Origin of the sequence: Glacieibacterium arshaanense, assembly GCF_004681125.1 — a bacterium.
Taxonomy (GTDB): domain Bacteria; phylum Pseudomonadota; class Alphaproteobacteria; order Sphingomonadales; family Sphingomonadaceae; genus Polymorphobacter_A; species Polymorphobacter_A arshaanense.
Map to the genome: position 1 here is coordinate 875641 of NZ_SIHO01000001.1, position 17239 is coordinate 892879.

Sequence of the window (17239 nt, forward strand, 5' to 3'; positions counted from 1 at the left end):
GGAAAACACGCATGACGACCCCCAAGGGCCTGTGGCTGATGAAGTCCGAGCCGGTGAAATACAGCTTCGACCAGCTGGTGCGCGACGGCCGCACGCTGTGGGACGGTGTCCGCAACAACCAGGCGGCGCTCTACCTGAAGGCAATGCGCGTCGGCGACCTCGGGCTGTTCTACCATTCGAACGAGGGCCTCGCGGTGGTCGGCATCATGAAGGTCGTGCGCGAGGCTGAAATCGACCCCGGCGATCCCAAGGGTCGCTTTGTCGCTGTCGACGTCGCGCCGGTGCGGGCGCTGGCGCATCCGGTGACGCTCGCCGCGATGAAGGCACATCCGGGCCTCGCCGACATGACGATGTTCCGCCAGTTCCGCCTGTCGGTGACGCCGGTCACACCCGCTGAGTGGGCGATAATCGAGGGCCTCGGCGCCTGAAGCGCTTGCGTGCGCGGCCAATCCCCTCTACGGCAGCCCTCGTCGGGGAGTGGCGCAGCCTGGTAGCGCATCTGGTTTGGGAGCAGCTATCTGACCACCCTGTAAGTCCTTGTAACAGTTGAAACTTCTGCTGAATCGTGGGGATTTGGTTCGGGAATAGTTCGGGATTCCGTCGTTACCATCGCTGCAAGTACGTCGTCGCCTGTAACGTGTGCATACCGCGCGGTTGTGTTGATGGTCGAGTGACCCGCGAGCTTCTGGGCGATCTTCAGGTTGCCGGTGGCGCGTGTAATACGAGTGAGCGCGGTGTGCCGCATGTCGTGAAATCGAAAATCCTCGATCTCGGCGTTAGACAATGCCTTTTTCCATTTACGTTCCCAACCCTGAGGGGTCATGGGATAACGCTCGCCCTTGATCCTGCGTACCCTATCTAGGCGGGGTGGTGCCGACCTCTCGCACATATAGGTGAACACCTGAGGACAAACTTTCGGCCGTCCCTTGATGATCGCTATCAGACGAGGTGGTAAAGGAAATGAATGCCAATCGTCTGATTGTGCTTTCAGTTTGATCTTGGCCGTACAGTTGTTGAAATCTACGTTTCGCCATAGCAGCGTAACGACAGCAGTCCGACGTTGGCCCGAAATCATGGCAAACTCTGCGACCGCCGCGATGTCTTCTGGTAGCTCCGCAAAGAGCCGCAGTTCCTCGTCGGCCAGGAGTTCGCGCACCCGCTCCTTGGGTTCTGGAAGCATCAATTTGCCCCATTCGATGTCATCGCCGACATCGAATTTTCGCCGAGCGGTGTAACGCCAAATTTTCCGTGCATGTTCGATTTCGCGGTTAACACTCGCGTTAGACACGGCCTTTCTCCGGAGGGCGACATAGTCGTCGAGTTCGGCAAAGCCGACGTCTGAAACTCTGTTTGATTTACCCAGTCCATCGACCAGGTTCGCTAACTGGTATCGTGTGGTTTTGGCGCTACGCTGATACTGCCCTTTGTTCGCCCACCACGTGCCAATCGCGTCATCGATTGTAACCTGGGGTTTTGCCGTATTGCCAAAAATTATATTTCGCCGCGCCTCGGCTTCGACGCGTTCCGCATCTCGCTTATTCGTGCAGCGCGTCGAATCTGCGTACCGCTGGCCATCGATTTGAAAATCGTAGTGCCAGTATCGAGATCGCTGATGCTTGTAGACGGTCATCGAGGCACCTGCTGCGACGTGAAGCTTACGAGGCCACTTGATCTTGCCCGCGCACGACGTGGCTTCACAGGCGGATTGTATTCACTCGGCGGCCCAACGCTGCCCTCCTGTCGGCTTGCAAGGAATGCTGCGACATCTGACAAACGCATACCCCAAATTCTTGGTGTGATTCTGACCCACCTGAAAACGCGAGCAGCCTTCATTCGGCGCAGCGTTCGTTCTGATACTCGCATTGCCCTTGCGGCCTCGCGCGGGATCAAGACAGGGTCATCGATGAAATCGCTGACGTCGCTTCGATCGCATCCGCCACTGGCGGCGTCCTGGCATCTGATCTGCTGGGCCGGCAAGTTGCGCTGCGCTAACTGATGGGACATCGCCGGCAGTTTATCGTTTGTGCTGGGCGGTCCCAGGGTTGAAGGTAAATTGTTCATTTGGGGCTTGAGGCTACGTTGTTTCTTACCCGCATTATGATTGTTTGCGGGCGTCAAAGTCGATTTGATTCGCGCGGCCGGCTCGAACTTTATTTCTACAAGCCTCTGAAAAAGATATGGACTTTTCGCAAAACTAGGGCAGGCGTCTGCGACGCAAATACAATTGTTGACCGGCTGGCGTCTCCCCATCACCGAGAGTTGGCTTCCTACGTGGACCTTCCTGAAGGTGTACGTCGCTCACCAACCTGACACTCGCCGGCGGCAGAAAATGGCGTTCCGCCGGCCTCGTCGGTTGACGCAGCACGCATTGATCGCACATTGGCTGGCTTCGACCTGATCAGTGCCGGCTTGGCGAGTAGGAGGGTCCTGCAGGACCTCTGCTGGCGGCCGGCCGAATCATTTCCAACCCACTCGCCGACCGACAGCCATGCCGGCCGGCGCCGTTCGCGTCCGGGCCGGCCGCGAACTTTCACGATGGCGGCGCCGAAGTTGCCTGCGCTGGCCGGCGCGGTAACGGCATGCCCTAGGTGTTTGACAATGCTCAAAAAACGACGTGAAATACATTATGATATCGATTGCCAGCCATCAAATCGCTAATGTTGCTGTCCGATGACCGACGAAATTGATCTCGATGAAGACGCCGTTGCTGCATGGCTCGCGGTCCATGGTGATGCGATGGAGAGTATCATTGCCGAGATCATTTCGACCGAAGGCAGCACCCCCTATGAATTGGATTGTGGCGAACGACCGTTGGTAAATTTCCTGGCCGTCCAACTGCCACCTTACCCCGGTACTCACATGATCGATGATCTCTTTAGCTTGTCAGGACAGACTATCCATTGCGTCCGATCAATCCCCGAACTCGCCGGCCCTTCTGTGCTTGGTAGGAGAGAACGCGCTACCATTCGTTCCAGAATTTGCTAAACGCGTCCAAGTAAGTTTGGAGATTTTCTGCTCTCCATGTCACTGGAGAAGTCGGGTTCAAAAGATAATATTGTTCATTTGCGCAGAGAAGTTTTGATCTATCGGATTTCATAATCCAGTTAATAGTATTGGCTATAGTTTCCGCATATGATTTGCCGAATAAATATGTCGGTGCGTTGTAAAGCATGCCTTCTAGAAAATATGATGGGGCAATTCCTTCCGACAAATATCCACCCGCTATCATCGAATTACGTGAATTTTTAAGAATTCGTACAGACGGCTTATACCATCCTGATGCAGATTGGTGCTTTGCAGTGCAATTTGCAGAGTGTTGCTTTGGATAGTTAACAATCTTCGTACCATCTGTAGTCCAAAAGCATATACCGGTATCGTATGAATTATCAGTCTGACTGTTGAACTTTCTATAGCGACGAAATTCTACCGCAGGCAGTACGTCTGCATCGCGACGATTGCCAGAACCTTCGATAAAAATTGCCTTGTTACCGGGTTTTACTGACGATCCGAATTTGTTTATCAAATGGTTCGAAACTTGATTTTTGAAGTCGCCATAAGAAAAGCCTCCCTTGATAAAAGCCGAGGCGTAAGAGGCGCGTTCAGTCTCTGAGAGATCGCTCGTATCATCGTAGTAGATTGATTCAGTTGATATAACAACATCGACATCGCTATCTGCATAAATATTTGTATCATTTCCGTATGAACCTTGTAGAAAAATTGACTTAGATTTTTCTGCGAATGGAGATTCGTTTGCTTCCAAACAGGACTTTATCGAGGCATATGTGTCTTTGGATTGAGTGATCGAGCCTTGTTTTGCCCAAACATCCAACTGTTGTTCCGGTATTGCCATCGTCTATCCTTGGAGAAGTAATTTTATGTCTGCTTCCCGAGAAGCAAACGACTCGACACCTCGTTGACGCAATAGATTCAGCTTGCTCAGATCATATTCGAAAAGATCGGTAGCCATTTCAGGACGCTCAAATGTATCGCTGATTCGAATGGTCGGCACATGCTTGAAAAGGATGGCTCTGAGCTGGTCCATCGAGTGCGTGTTGATCTCCAGAGTTTTTTGCAGAAGCTGAACGCTCATAAGGTACTTTGCCCAGCGCATCTTACTAAGCATCGACGCATGTGGCTCAGGGTAATTCCCTACACCCACGCTCACTACCCGAAGAGATTCAGGTGGGTGCCCGAGCGCTCGGGTGGCATCTGCAATGGCGTAAAGGGTCGGATTATTCGCGCAATAACCGCCATCCACCAGTTCCACGTCATCACCGGCCGCCGTATGTACGATCTTTCGATCGAAAAAAGGATAGGCAGAGCATGAAGCTTGGACCGCATCGGCTATCGATACCCCGAAGCCAGGCACGAAGGTTCCAACTCGACCATGAGCCTGCTCCACACTGCCCTTGAAAATCATAGGTCTTTCAACGACCCATTTGGTTGCCACAATCCCTATGCCGGTCTTCACACTACTAAACGCAGCGTCGTCAAAAACTTCCTTCGCCAGTTCAGCGAGCGCCTTAGATTTTTCATCGGGCCGCTTGCGGCGCATGATGCGGGGTACATGCTCCTTATACAGCCGATGAATTTCGTCTACCGAGTAACCTTGTGAAATCAGCGCGGCGATGATCGCGCCCGTGCTCGTCCCGAACACTAGATCGAAAGCTTCGTGGAGCGGCTTCGCAAGCATACCTTCTATTTCACGAAGCACGCCAAGGCTGTAGAAACCTTTGGCACCTCCACCATCCAGGCTCAGTATTCGGAACGGCTGGGAAGGCGTGGGCGAGCTATGCACGCTTTTCTGCGCGCTGAATTGCTGCCCGCGAAACACGGTACTGCTTGGCAAGCGTTCCGAGAGACAACCCTTCTGCGCGCCGGTCACGGATGGCAGCTTGCTCGAAGGCGTTCAGCTTCGAGGGGCGGCCAAGAATCTTCCCTTCGGCCTTTGCCCGAGCGAGACCTGATTGAGTTCGTTCGACGAGTAGATCGCGTTCAAATTCTGCCACTGCCGCAATCACGGACATTGTCATTTTTCCTGCCGCACTGGTCAAGTCAACGCCGCCGAGCGCTAGGCAATGAACACGGACGCCAGTTGATTCCAATCCCTCAACGGTAGCGCGCACGTCAATCGCTGATCGACCGAGCCGGTCAAGCTTGGTTACCACCAACACGTCACCAGATTCGAGCTTGTCAATGAGCCGGGCAAATCCCTTTCGCTGCGATGCAGATACTGAACCCGACACAGTTTCCGAAATCAGGCGCTGCTCCTCAATAGCGAAGCCGGCCGCCTCGATTTCCCGGCGTTGATTGTCAGGGTTCTGCTCTGTTGAAGAGACGCGGCAGTACGCAAATGTTCGCGCCATCTCAATCTCCGCATCGAAAACCTGCATCTTTAAGCAGCATGTATCGTAACTATGTCAAGTATATTATTCGATACAAACGAAATAACAGCATCGAATACGTTCGTTTCCGATACAAGGCAATCGCCGGCTACCGTTGCCTTTTGGGCGGATTGGGTGTCGACCGATAATCCTTCCTCGTGATCACCGTGGTGTCATTTGACTGGTGGTCTCGTCGGGGATCGATTGATTGCCCCAGACGGAAATCTTTGACGCGTTAGAGTGCGCGACCTGCTTTGAACCCCAGTACACAGATCGTCACTCTTCGCGTTTGAACCACGGATTGCCGTTCGATTCCGCCTCGACCTTGATTGATTTCACCCGATAGGGCGCACAACTCGCAACCTCGACCGCATTAAGATCGAAAATGGCGATGTTGTAGCCAAGTCGCTCGCCGTCATCGCCGAAGTGGCTCTTGTAGGCGATCGCATCGTAGCCAGCGCCCCTGAAGAGTTCGGCAAGGATTTGCGTCGGTGCATAGTCCGCACGGTCGTCCGACGTCGTCACAGGCTCAGAGAAGGCATTGTCGATATCGATCCAGACGGCCTTTTCCTTCTCCTCCCGAGTTAATTCGTGTCCGCCCATCAGATGCCTGAAAATGGGGCCGGCGAATGACGACTTTCCATGCCCCACGGAAAGATCGAGTACGCGCAACGGCCGCAAAACCTTGCATGTAGCAACAGATACATCCGCACCGACCCAGGGACGCACTTCTGAGATTGCCGTTAGTTTGCTCGTGCCAACGTACAGAACGGGGATGCCAGTTGGGTTGGCACGCCCTTGTTTTGCACGGTCGGTAAGTGGCTTCATACGCGAAGCGCTGTATCCCCATGTGTTCTCGCCAATCCAATTCCCGTCGTCATCAGTTTGATCAACGCAGTCGACCCCGAGTTGGGCGCGATAGAGATAACTTCCTCGTTTCAATTCCGCGTCGCGATTCCTGATTGTCGCCAACACCGTCTCCAGGAAGGAGCGAACCTCGTCGTCCCATACGAACCGACCGGAAAACCGCACGTGCTTTGCGAACCGCGAGTAGCTGTTCCACGCCGCGAATTCCGGTTTGGAAGCCTCAAAATTGCCCATTGGTCCCCGTGATTTCCTTCAATATTCGTACGATATTCGTTACGCGATCATTGGCTACAAATTGACGGACAGCTCGCACCCGTTCCACCCGGCCCGGAGTAACAAGGACCACCGGGGCCCGCGTAACAAGCCCCACCGGGCCCCCGATTTGCAGGCCCACCAGGCCCACCATGAGCGGGACCACCTGGCGCCTTAGAGCTGGGTCCGCCTGGGCCACTATATCCCGGCGCTCCTGGGGCGCGGCTCGCCGACCCGCCTGACCCAGTGTAACAGACCCCGCCTGGTCCTCGATATGCGGGACCACCAGGGCCATCATACGCCGGCCCACCGGGGCCGGAATAGCAGGCCCCGCCCGGCCCATCATAGCCTTGGCAATTGCAAATCGCCGGCGTCTGTGCGGCCGCCGACACATGCACGGTCATCGCGAATACCACGGTGGGAAAAGTCGCATTCAACTTGTTAACCATATGCACCCCCAATACCGCGAATGGGAATTCACGGAAGGATTCACCCATCGGCCGGCGAGTGCCCCTTTCCCGCAGAAAATGCCGCCACATAGGCCGTATCAATTGCCGCCATCTGGTCGATCGTGAATGCCAGCACGTTCACGACGTTCTCGACATTTTCCATTTCGTCGAGCGTCAACACGCGGCCTTTCCGTGCCTTGAGATATTGACGTAGCACTTGGTAGCCGCCGATGGTGAATGCCCAGATTTCCGGTGATACCTTCCCGAAATATTGCGTTGCATTGATCCTAATTCGCGCGCTGGCCGCGTCATATTCGAAGAATTCGACGTGATTGTCGCCTTTGCCGTCGAAGCCGCCAACGCCACCCTTGGGCACCGTCTTGAGTAGATGTGCCGCAACTAGTGCTTCCCCAAGGTCGGCGAGCGCAACGAATTCGGTGTAGTTCTCGGGGAACGGTATGCGCGGAAAATCGCTGCTCAGGAAATCCGAGTATACATTGCGATATGCCGGCGCATGAAGCACTGCATAGATATAGCCGAGCAATGCCTCGGGTTCGAAATGTATCTTGAATCGTCCTTCAAGCCACGTTCGAAATTCGGGTGCGATGTTTTCGACGCGGTCCTTGTCGGCGAATGGGTCAGCGGCTTTCTCACCCATTATACTGTGAAGGCCACCTTCTTCGGCATGTCGCCTAGATTTTGAAACCTTGGGAGCACCATATAGGTACAGTGGAAAAATAATTTGCCCACCTCGACGAAATGAATTGAAATCTGCTGGAAGATTCAGCGCCAGTGCGGCATCAAAGGTTGGGCTTCCCAATACAGCGGACTGTGGGCTCACCGAAATTGCGAGATTCGGTTTAACAAGATGCTTTGAAACACGCTCTCGTAGATGCACAGCGATTTGTGAATTCCATATCGTCCAACGCTTGTCAAAAGGCCTATACAAGATTTCTTGGGCAAGACTATTCAAGTCCATTCTGGGAATTTGTGACTTGGCGATTTCGTATGACCACTGCTTTTGTGTGCATAGGCGAAATTTGCTTCGTGCCTGTTCCTCGTCGGACGTTGCTGCGAGAAATTTTGCCTTTCCGATTGCTTCGTCCTTGGTGTGTGAAATCGCAAACTCGTCGTGCGTCGTCACAATGCCGGGCGCAGCGTCACCCTGTACGTTCAGGATGTCGCTTATCGACCAAAGCAGGTTGTAATGTGCGGCAAGGTGGTTATCGCGCGGTCGAAGTAGCCTCTGGGGAGGCAGAGGGTTTAGCCGCTTCCAATCTACCGATTTCAATGCAGTTCTTGCTGACCATTCATATTTTTCCTGTCGAGAACCCCAGACGTCGACATGCCAAATTCCACGCTCGATGCCCTTCTTTTTTACCAGCAGGCTAATTGCCACTCCCTGTTCAATATCAAAGATATTTTTGTCATCAGACCCACCAGGCGCTTTCTCCTTCTTTTTCGTATTACCGTGCAGATCGATGACACGGATTTGATCAAAGCTTTCCATCAACGATTGGCGCATACCGCGAAACGTGGGGTTATCGAGAAAGCTGTGACTGGTTATGATCGCGACTATCCCCACGCCCGCTGCATCGACCTTTTGTTGGGCGAATCGTATAAATTTAACGTAGTCGTCTTGTAGCCATTTGCCCTGACCTGGCTTCGACAACTCGGGGAAACCTTCGCGATAGGCAGCGACCGACCCCGTCGCCACCGGGCCATTATTTTTGCTATGCCCGGCGTATGGCGGGTTCCCGGTAATCACCAAAATAGGCTTCGTCTTGATTATCTGCGCTGCTTCGGTCTCTTTTGAAAGCGCGGGCAGCAGGAAATTCGATTGCGCCGCCATCGGTTCGACTGTGTTGGTAAGATACACTTGAAAGCGCGCGCCGTCTGGGATGCTGAGCTGCGCTTCCTTGAGATACTGCGAGAGCTTGAGATGCGCGATTGTGTATGGCGCGACAAGATATTCAAAGCCGTAGAGGTTCTTGAGCAAGTGCTCGTCGACATAGGCTTGCGCTTTGCCGCCGCCGGCACCACCGATTTCAGCGAAGATTTGTTCCATGACCTCGACCAGGAACGTACCGGTACCACAGGCGAAATCGAGCAGGGTCACGCGGTCCTTGTCTGCTAGACCGGTGGGAATATCGAAAGTGTCTTTAAGGATGTCGTTGACCGCGCGGACGATGAAATTGACCACTGGCGGCGGTGTGTAAAAGACGCCGCGCGCCTTTTTCGTCGCCTTGTCGTATTTTTCGAGGAAGTCTTCGTAAAAATAGATGAACGGGTCACGGCTGAACAGCCGCCATTCGGCCTCGCTACGGCTCTTGCTGCCGCGCCGGTCAACCTTGCGGTTGCGGAAGCTCAAATCTTCGTGGATCGCTGCGAGCTTGATGCCATTGACGATCGACAGCACTTCATCAACGACCCATTTGATATCGACGTACGCCGGCGCATCGAGCTTGCCGAGAAAGCCAACCAATTCGCGCAAAAGAGGTACGGCTGCAGGGATGAAATCCTTGGCATTGTGCAACGTGACCGTGATGGTTTCCGCGTTGAGCTTCGCAAGGAAAAGCCCGTAGGCCAGCGTCTGTGCATAAGCGTCGGCGAACTCCTGAACCGTCAGGTCGCGACTGACTTGTTCCTTGAATGCGTGATACAGCCCGGTCAATTCGTCGCCGCTACCGCTTTTCGCCTGGGCGATTAGCGTCTCGGTCAGAAACTCACGCAACAGATGCGCACGCACTGCAAGTGCCTGCGCCAAATCGCGCGCCCGGCCGATGCCCTGGGGCGCCTCACTGAGCATGCGTTTGAGCAGTGACGACAACTGGGAGACATTGTCGGCCCTCGGTGGGTGTGGCTTGCCTTGTAGCAGCGCCGTTTCGCCCAAGCGCACGGTCGTTGTGTCGAGTTCGGTTATCCAATCAAAGCGCAGATAATCGGTCAGCAGCACATTGGGGCAGAGCTGGCGATAGCGCTTGATTTGGTCAGATTTCGCCACCGCATCCAAGTTTGCGCCAATGGCTTTGGTCTCAACATAAGCGATGATCTGGCCGTTCACCGAAATCTTGAAGTCGGGTGCATTGCCCTTCACGTGCTTGGCTTCGTGGGTAACGACCGCACCCTTTGGCCCGTAGTCGGCAATCATCGCGTTCAGTAGTGTTTCCAACGCACCGCGACCTGTCATCTCCGTATGATCGGAAAGCGGAGTTTTTCGCAGTGCGAGGATGTATTGATCAATCATGTAGCCATCGTAGTGGGTGCGTTCCGACACGCAAGATGTGACTGAGCATTCCACATCTTCTGCCCACCCGGCCAATTTTGCCGGAATCCGAATATGCGTTCGCCGGCGCAGATTTCACGACGCCGGCGAAGGCAATTCATTCTAACGGGCAATAGATGGGACGTCCTCTATGCCGCTTCGCTAGTGGGCCAAAGCTGTGACCGGGGGAGTTCGATACGTGTGAGCAGATTGGCAACCCGCGTAAAAATGTCTTCGTCAGACCGGGTCAATCCTCGCGTGGCACATGCACCATACTTCTTGTCATCAACAGGTATGCCCCTTGGTCTTCGCAGCATGTCGTTGTCGGCCATAATCGCCCAGATGGTGCCATCTGGCAGCCGGACTTGAAACATCTCCAGTCGGCCTACCGGGTCTGCAAAGTCAGGAAGACCACGGTCTTGTCCGAATACCACGGGGACAGCATACACCAACGAATGATGAACGACCGATGCGGCGCTTACCACCGACCACCCGTCAAGCACGAGTGCTGCTGTTGCTAGAACGTCCTCATAGTCGAAGAAAAGCTCCGGAATATGTTCGTAGGTATCGTGGCACGACCATACGCAGAGTCCGATCTCCGTTCTATTTGCGAATTCAATATTCATAACGCGAGATATTTGCTTTGTGCTTAATGACATAAATTATCCTTTCTAGATAGGTCATGAACCTATGTTAGCGGATCGCATTTCACGAAATCTATATCTTTCTTCCGTTCCACATGAATTCGCAAAGATTCGGTTTCGGCCACATCGCAGAACCGGCCTGCCAGAAACTTCGATCATTGAATGAAGGAAGCGAACAACAGCACAATCTATCTATCAGCGTGTATCTGACTTAACCTATCCTGGCTGACAATTTGTCGATCAATTGCTGGCGAAATGATGGCGACAAATCGTCACGCGCTAAAAGCCTTTTGTAGACCTCAATGAAAAAATCGTTCCAATTCAATTTATGTCTCCTTTGTAATTGGCCGGCTATTCTGCCAATGGTATCCGAAGCAACCGCTTACTGCGGCGATGCGGCCAGCGGACGGCCGGCATGGTCGAGTTTCGCGAGCATCAGGGCGTCTTCCCGAAGCGATCTGAGAGCTATTATCGTTCTAATGTCGGCTTCCGTTGGCAGAGGATTTCGTAGATGATCTGAAATCTTTTGGAGACGCTCTGCGAGAAGTTGCAAAGACACATTGCAGCATTTCACTTGCGTTGACCGCATCCATGCGAAATATCCAGACGAACGGCCGAGCCAATTGATTGAAAAGTCAATTTGATTTTTACACAATCCGCGACAATGTAACTCATTGTAAATATCATTTAAATCCATTGAACTCCTGTTTTCGTGTATGATGTACGCTAACACTATTTATAATTTGCATGTAACATCAGCTTCTTTATATTTTCATTTGCAAATTTGGCATTAATAATACTTTACCCAAAATCGTAATGATGGATATATTTGTGAACTGCAATATTCGAATCGACTATTGTTCCTGCTGAATGCAGCCCGGTCAACAATTGTCGGTATCGCCAGATTTATACCAACTGGGGGTAAAACAATATTTTTTCGCTGAAGTCCGGGCGCCAGGATTCTTTCGTGATGTAGTCTGCCCACTCGCTTGCGTCTCTGAGAAGATTTACCTCGTACGTGCCGCCTGGTGATATCCTTGACCAAGGATCGGGGCGAGCATCGTCACTTGATGCAGGAAATGCGTCGGTGACACGGGTCCAATATTTTTGAGGCACCTTGAACATTCCATGGAGATGGCCCGCGTCAGGCAACCCCTCGACGACTGCGACCGCCGTGATCCGATCGTCGATGCGTGACGGTCGGTGGTAATGGCTGCCGAGCACCCGGCGGTTAAAATAGACCATCAGTCGCATAAACAGCGATGAAAGGCGGACAATGCCAATTGTCGGCGCCATTAGATACTTCCCGGGTACGATTTGCGTTACCGGTGACACCTCTCCCGTTTTCGGCTCGATCCGCATCGGACGCAAACCACGCGGTCGACCGGGATGATTTGGCTTGAGCGTGAACACGTGAGTTGCATCAAATTGCTCGAAAAATTGTCGGAAGTTTTCTCGGGTAGGTTTCAATTCGTTCTCCTAATGGGATTATTCAGTAGCCGGATAACGAAGGTCTTACGCCGTAATCCGAATGTATTTAGTCAGACGCCGAAATGTGCACGGGCCACACCGTTAACTGTATTGCGGTGCCGACCAAAACGGCGCGTGACCGCTTCAGGAGCCCGCCACGGTTCCGGACGAACCCCTGGTAGTTTCATCTGGGTGACCCCTGGGACACCCCGACGTGTGTCGTACTTTCCGTTCCTTGCTGACATTGGGATCGAAAGGAGAACAAAGTTCGGGGATAGTTCGGGATTTCTCTGTCCACCACATGTCATCGGTGACCGGCAGTGGCAGGATCGCGCGCATTGTCCTTGCCCTTACCTTGGTGTTCCCGTAGGGGAAACTCTGTTCGGGGAGTGGCGCAGCCTGGTAGCGCATCTGGTTTGGGACCAGAGGGTCGCAAGTTCGAATCTTGTCTCCCCGACCATTCAAAAAATCCCAATCGCCACGCAGCCATGATTTGCGGCTTGTAGCTGGTGCCGTCGTTGCGGCATGGCAATCGGCATGAGCGACACCATTCCCTACACGCAACTGCTGGCCGGCGCGCAAGCGCGCGACGGGCGGCTGCATATCGACATCCCCGCTGACTGGGCGCAGGGCCGTACCGCCTATGGCGGGCTGACGGCGGCGCTGTGTGTCGAGGCGGCCGGTCTGGCGGCCGCTAACCTGCCGCCGCTGCGGTCGGCGCAGTTCGCGTTTATCGGCCCGGCGGCAGGGCAGTTGCATGCGACTCCCACCGTACTGCGGCGCGGCAAATCGGCCACCTACATCGGTGTCGATCTGGCGGGCGACGATGGTATCGCGACACGTGCACTGCTGTGCTTCGGCGCCGCGCGGCCGTCGCGGCTGACCTATGACGCATTGCCCGCACCCGAGGTGCCGGCGCCTGAAGCCTGCGCTGAATTCTTCCGGGGCGGCATGGGGCCGGCATTCGCGGTGCATTTCGAAAGCCGGCTGGCGGGCGGGGCGCGGCCGTTCTCGCCGGGTGAAAAGCCCGAAATGATGTTGTGGATGCGCCACCGCGACATCGGCGCGCGCGACAGCGTTTCAGGGCTGGTGGCGCTCGCCGATGCGCTTCCGGCGGCGGCACTGGTGCTGTTCCCCGAACGCGCGCCGTTCAGCACCGCGACCTGGTCGGTCGACCTACTCGTTGATGCCCCGCACAGCGACAGCGGCTGGTGGCTGCTGCACAGCGTCGCCGACAGCGCTGGCAACGGCTATTCGACGCAGGCGATGACGATGTGGAACGACCGCGGCGAAGCGGTGCTGGTGGCGCGCCAGAACGTCGTCGTCTTCATTTGAAACGGCAGCGGCGGGACTGCGCAAGTCGTGCTCTGCCAGTAGACCGGCGATTTTACGGGTGTATAGTCACCCCGTTTCATCCCTCTTCCAACAGAAGGCACATAGCAGATGCGTGAAGCTGTCATTGTTTCCTACGCCCGCACCGGGCTGGCGAAGTCGGGTCGCGGCGGGTTCAATATTACCCCGCCGATGACGCTGGGCGCGCATGCTGTGAAGCATGCCGTCGCCAAGTCGGGCGTCGAAGCCGATTTCATCGAAGATTGCTACATGGGCAACAACGCGCACGGCGCTGCCAACATCGGCCGCCAGGTGGCGCTGCTCGCCGGCATGCCGGTGACGACCGCGGGTGTGTCGATCAACCGCTTCTGCTCGTCGGGGCTGCAGTCGATCGCGATGGCGGCGAACCACATCCGCGGTGACGGTGCCGATTGCGTCGTCGCCGGCGGTGTCGAAAGCATCTCGATTCCCGGTGGCGGCATGCCGCGCGAGGCGATCGATCCCGAACTGGTGAAAATCGCGCCCGCCATCTTCATGGCGATGATCGACACCGCCGACATCGTCGCCAAGCGCTACGGCGTCAGCCGCGAAGCGCAGGATGCCTATTCGCTCGAATCGCAGCAGCGCATGGCGGCCGCGCAACAGGCCGGCCTGTTCAAGGATGAGATCGTGCCGATGGCGACCAAAATGAAGGTCGTCAACAAAGAGACCAAGGAAGAAAGCATCGTCGATGTCACCGTCGACCGCGACGAATGCAATCGCCCCGACACGACGCTCGAAGGGCTGGCAAAGCTCGCGCCGGTGATGGGGCCGGACAAGTTCATCACCGCCGGCAACGCCAGCCAGCTATCGGACGGCGCCGCTGCGGTGGTGCTGATGGAAGCCAAGGAAGCCGAACGCCGCGGTCTCGAGCCGCTCGGCCGCTTCGTGTCCTGGGCGGCGGCGGGCTGCGAGCCCGACGAAATGGGCATCGGCCCGGTGTTCGCCATCCCCAAGCTGCTCAAGCGCCAGGGGTTGACCGTCGATGACATCGACCTGTGGGAACTCAACGAGGCGTTTGCCAGCCAGTGCCTCTACAGCCGCGACAAGCTCGGCATCGATCCGGCAAAGTACAACGTCAACGGCGGCTCGATCGCCATCGGCCACCCGTTCGGCATGACCGGCGCGCGACTGACCGGCCACATCCTGCAGGAAGGCCGCCGCCGCAAGGCAAAGTGGGGCGTCGTCACCATGTGCATCGGTGGCGGGCAGGGCGGCGCCGGGCTGTTTGAAATCTACAGCTAGAGCTCAGCGCGCCAGCCGGCGATAGGCGGGTGCCGTCAACGCCAGTGCGGCGGCGACGGCAAACGCCGGTGCGGCACCGTACAGCATCACCATCCGGCACGTCGCAAGCGCGTCGGGCGATTGCAGCGCGCGCCCGGCGCCGCTGACAAAGCCGCCCGACGCCAATATGCCGGCGACGACGGCGGGGCCGAGCGCGTAGCCGATGCGTTCGCTGGCGGTCCACAGCCCGGTCATCGTGCCGCCGAGCGCCACGCCCTGCTGTTCGGTCAGCCGGTCGATGGCTTCGGTCAGCCCGGCGAGCCCGGTGATCTGGATGCCGCCCGCGCCGATGCCGAACAGCGCGCCGCCGCCGAGCACCAGCGGCCAGCCGCCGTCGTGCGCGCCAAGCGCGACCAGCAACGCGCCGCCGATGCCGCTGCCGAGCGCTGCTGTCAGCGTCACCGGAAAGCCGAGCCGTGGCAGCAGCCGCCCCCAGGCCGGCATCGACACAAACGACGCGGCGAGCTGCGCGACAAGGAGCGCCGCGACATCGACTTCACTGCGGCCCAGCCCCTGCACGATGAAATAGGGCGCGCCCGACATAAACGCGCTCATCCCGATGACCGCGAGCAGGTTGAGGCCGAGCGTCACCGCGAAGGGCGCAAACCGCGCGATGACCGGCAGCGCGGCACGCATCGCAACCGGCGCTGCCGGCGGTGGTGCGACTGCCGAGCGCGCCACCCGGCGTGCGGTGTACGCCGTGACCGACATCGAGATGGCAAGCACCGGCGCTATGGTCAGCGCCATGCCGACATAGCCCGGTGCGCCGCCGCCCAACTTCGCCACCAGCACCGGCCCGCCGGCGGCGCCCAATATCATCCCGCCAAACACGAACATCATCCGCCAGCCGAGCAGGCGCGCGCGCTCGGTGGGGGCGGGGGTGATTTCGGCGGGCAGCGCCGTCCACGGCACGCCGAACATGCTCCACGCCAGCGACGCCGCGAGATAGGCGGCGCTGACCGCGACGAAGGTCGCAGCGTCGGTCGCCAGCCGCGGCAGGCAGAACAGCGCCGTGAAGCTCAGCGTGCACAGCAGCGCGCCCGCCGCCATGAACGGCGCCCGCCGGCCCCAGCGCGACCGGCTCTGGTCGGAGCGGCGGCCGATGTACGGGTCGAAGAAGATGATCACCGCCTTGGGCAGCAGGATGGCGATCGACGCCAGCCCGACCGGCAGCACCAGGATCTGCGTCATGAAATACAGCAGCAGCACGCTCGGCACCATCGCCGACACGCCGGCAGCGATGCCGCCGCTGGCATAGCCGGCGAGCAGGGGCGGGCGCAGCGCCGCAGGTACGCTCATGCGACCGGACGCGTGCCGACGATCGAGACGCGGTGGCCGGAACGGCTGAGCGGGAAGTAATCCCAGACCGCGTGGTGCTGCGTGCAGCGATTATCCCAGAAAACCAGTGTGTTCGGTGTCCAGCGGACGCGGCAGCTCAGCGCCGGCTGGGTTTCGATGACGCGGTAGAGCATTTCGAGCAGCGCGTTGCTTTCAAACCGCGCCAACTGCGGGATGTGCGAAGTGAAGCCGCGATTGACATACAGCAGCTTGCGGCCGGTTTCGGGGTGGCGGACGACGATGGGGTGTTCGTTCTTGGCGAATTCCTGGCCCTGCGGCGCATAGCCATAGCCCTGGATCCACGGAATCGCACCGTCATGGACAGCGGTCAGCCCTTCGAGCATCGCCTGCATCGGCGCCGACAGCATTTCATAGGCGAGGTGGGTGTTGGCGAACAGCGTATCGCCGCCGAAGCCGTTCTGGCCGCCGATTTCGGGGGTTTCGGGGAGGTAGAGCAGCGACCCCATCGGCGGCTCGGCGTCGCAGGTGACATCGGTGTGCCAGCCTTCGCCGGCGACGAACTTCGATTCGGCGTCGGCGACAATCTCCAGCCGCTCGATGTCGCCGCCCTTCATGCGCTGCAGCGGGTGGACGTGCAGCGCGCCGAAGCGCCGGGCAAAGCGTTTGTGGTCCTCGCCGCTGAGGTGCTGGTCGCGGAACACGATGACATGGTGTTCGAGCAGCGCGCGATGGACTTCGTCGAACTGGTGGTTCGACAGTTCTCCCGACAGGTCGACGCCTTCGATTTCGGCGCCGATGACCGGCGTCAGCGGCCGCACCGAAATTGCCTCATACGGGGCAGGGCGGTTGAGCACGAGCTTGCTGACAGCTTCCAAACCTTCGCGGTGCATGATCGGTCCCCTTGGCATGTGTTTATTGATGTTGCCTCTCATACGCTTGCGCTGACACCGGTGT

15 protein-coding genes and 1 tRNA gene are annotated in these 17239 nt (G+C 57.0%); 5 read left to right on the forward strand and 11 right to left on the reverse strand.

What is annotated here, in order from left to right; all coding sequences use genetic code 11:
* Window positions 1-11 precede the first annotated feature (11 nt).
* Window positions 12-428, forward strand: a complete 417-nt coding sequence (locus tag EUV02_RS04030) for an EVE domain-containing protein (RefSeq protein ID WP_135244911.1) — start codon at window positions 12-14, stop codon at window positions 426-428.
* A gap of 86 nt (window positions 429-514) precedes the next feature.
* On the opposite strand, the gene EUV02_RS04035 is transcribed toward EUV02_RS04030, so the two are convergent.
* A complete protein-coding gene (locus EUV02_RS04035; RefSeq protein WP_135244912.1) occupies window positions 515-1630 on the reverse strand; it encodes a tyrosine-type recombinase/integrase in 1116 nt (371 codons plus the stop codon).
* Between the two features lie 1040 nt (window positions 1631-2670).
* Here EUV02_RS04035 and EUV02_RS04040 point away from each other — a divergent pair.
* On the forward strand, window positions 2671-2985 hold the full coding sequence (locus EUV02_RS04040; RefSeq protein WP_135244913.1) for a hypothetical protein: 315 nt from the start codon (window positions 2671-2673) through the stop codon (window positions 2983-2985).
* On the opposite strand, the gene EUV02_RS04045 is transcribed toward EUV02_RS04040, so the two are convergent.
* From EUV02_RS04045 to EUV02_RS04080, 8 genes are all read right to left on the reverse strand, one after another.
* Entirely contained in the window at window positions 2960-3850 is an 891-nt protein-coding gene (locus EUV02_RS04045; RefSeq protein WP_135244914.1) for a nucleotidyltransferase domain-containing protein, read from the reverse strand. The genes EUV02_RS04040 and EUV02_RS04045 overlap by 26 nt on opposite strands.
* Before the next feature lie 3 nt (window positions 3851-3853).
* Window positions 3854-4885 carry a patatin-like phospholipase family protein gene (locus EUV02_RS04050; RefSeq protein WP_207790103.1) on the reverse strand — a complete coding sequence of 344 codons (1032 nt, stop codon included), beginning with the start codon at window positions 4883-4885 and terminating at the stop codon, window positions 3854-3856.
* Window positions 4791-5393, reverse strand: coding sequence for a recombinase family protein (locus EUV02_RS04055; protein WP_243445750.1), 603 nt, complete (start codon window positions 5391-5393; stop codon window positions 4791-4793). The genes EUV02_RS04050 and EUV02_RS04055 overlap by 95 nt, the downstream gene beginning before the upstream one ends.
* A 267-nt stretch (window positions 5394-5660) precedes the next feature.
* Window positions 5661-6485, reverse strand: a complete 825-nt coding sequence (locus EUV02_RS04060; RefSeq protein WP_135244915.1) for an RES family NAD+ phosphorylase — start codon at window positions 6483-6485, stop codon at window positions 5661-5663.
* Between the two features lie 507 nt (window positions 6486-6992).
* Window positions 6993-10229 (reverse strand): type ISP restriction/modification enzyme, encoded by a 3237-nt coding sequence (locus tag EUV02_RS04070; protein WP_135244917.1) that lies wholly within the window; start codon window positions 10227-10229, stop codon window positions 6993-6995.
* 137 nt (window positions 10230-10366) lie between these two features.
* On the reverse strand, window positions 10367-10843 hold the full coding sequence (locus EUV02_RS04075) for a hypothetical protein (RefSeq protein WP_135244918.1): 477 nt from the start codon (window positions 10841-10843) through the stop codon (window positions 10367-10369).
* Between the two features lie 400 nt (window positions 10844-11243).
* Window positions 11244-11558 (reverse strand): DUF6626 family protein, encoded by a 315-nt coding sequence (locus EUV02_RS16105; RefSeq protein WP_424022170.1) that lies wholly within the window; start codon window positions 11556-11558, stop codon window positions 11244-11246.
* A 209-nt stretch (window positions 11559-11767) separates the two neighbouring features.
* Window positions 11768-12331, reverse strand: coding sequence for a hypothetical protein (locus EUV02_RS04080; RefSeq protein ID WP_135244919.1), 564 nt, complete (start codon window positions 12329-12331; stop codon window positions 11768-11770).
* A 383-nt stretch (window positions 12332-12714) separates the two neighbouring features.
* On the opposite strand from EUV02_RS04080, the gene EUV02_RS04085 reads away from it, so the two are divergent.
* The 3 genes from EUV02_RS04085 to EUV02_RS04095 all read left to right on the forward strand — a co-directional run bounded on the left by EUV02_RS04085 (window position 12715) and on the right by EUV02_RS04095 (window position 14947).
* Window positions 12715-12791 (forward strand) — tRNA-Pro (locus EUV02_RS04085).
* Window positions 12792-12868: 77 nt separating this feature from the next.
* Window positions 12869-13666 carry a thioesterase family protein gene (locus tag EUV02_RS04090; RefSeq protein WP_135244920.1) on the forward strand — a complete coding sequence of 266 codons (798 nt, stop codon included), beginning with the start codon at window positions 12869-12871 and terminating at the stop codon, window positions 13664-13666.
* Window positions 13667-13774: 108 nt separating this feature from the next.
* Window positions 13775-14947: an acetyl-CoA C-acyltransferase gene (locus EUV02_RS04095; protein WP_135244921.1), complete on the forward strand. Its 1173-nt coding sequence runs from the start codon at window positions 13775-13777 to the stop codon at window positions 14945-14947.
* A gap of 3 nt (window positions 14948-14950) precedes the next feature.
* Here EUV02_RS04095 and EUV02_RS04100 read toward each other — a convergent pair whose 3' ends face one another.
* Together EUV02_RS04100 and EUV02_RS04105 are read right to left on the reverse strand one after the other, a co-directional pair.
* On the reverse strand, window positions 14951-16285 hold the full coding sequence (locus EUV02_RS04100; protein ID WP_135244922.1) for an MFS transporter: 1335 nt from the start codon (window positions 16283-16285) through the stop codon (window positions 14951-14953).
* A complete protein-coding gene (locus EUV02_RS04105) occupies window positions 16282-17175 on the reverse strand; it encodes a TauD/TfdA dioxygenase family protein (protein WP_135244923.1) in 894 nt (297 codons plus the stop codon). Before EUV02_RS04105 ends, EUV02_RS04100 begins: the two co-directional genes overlap by 4 nt.
* Window positions 17176-17239 lie beyond the last annotated feature (64 nt).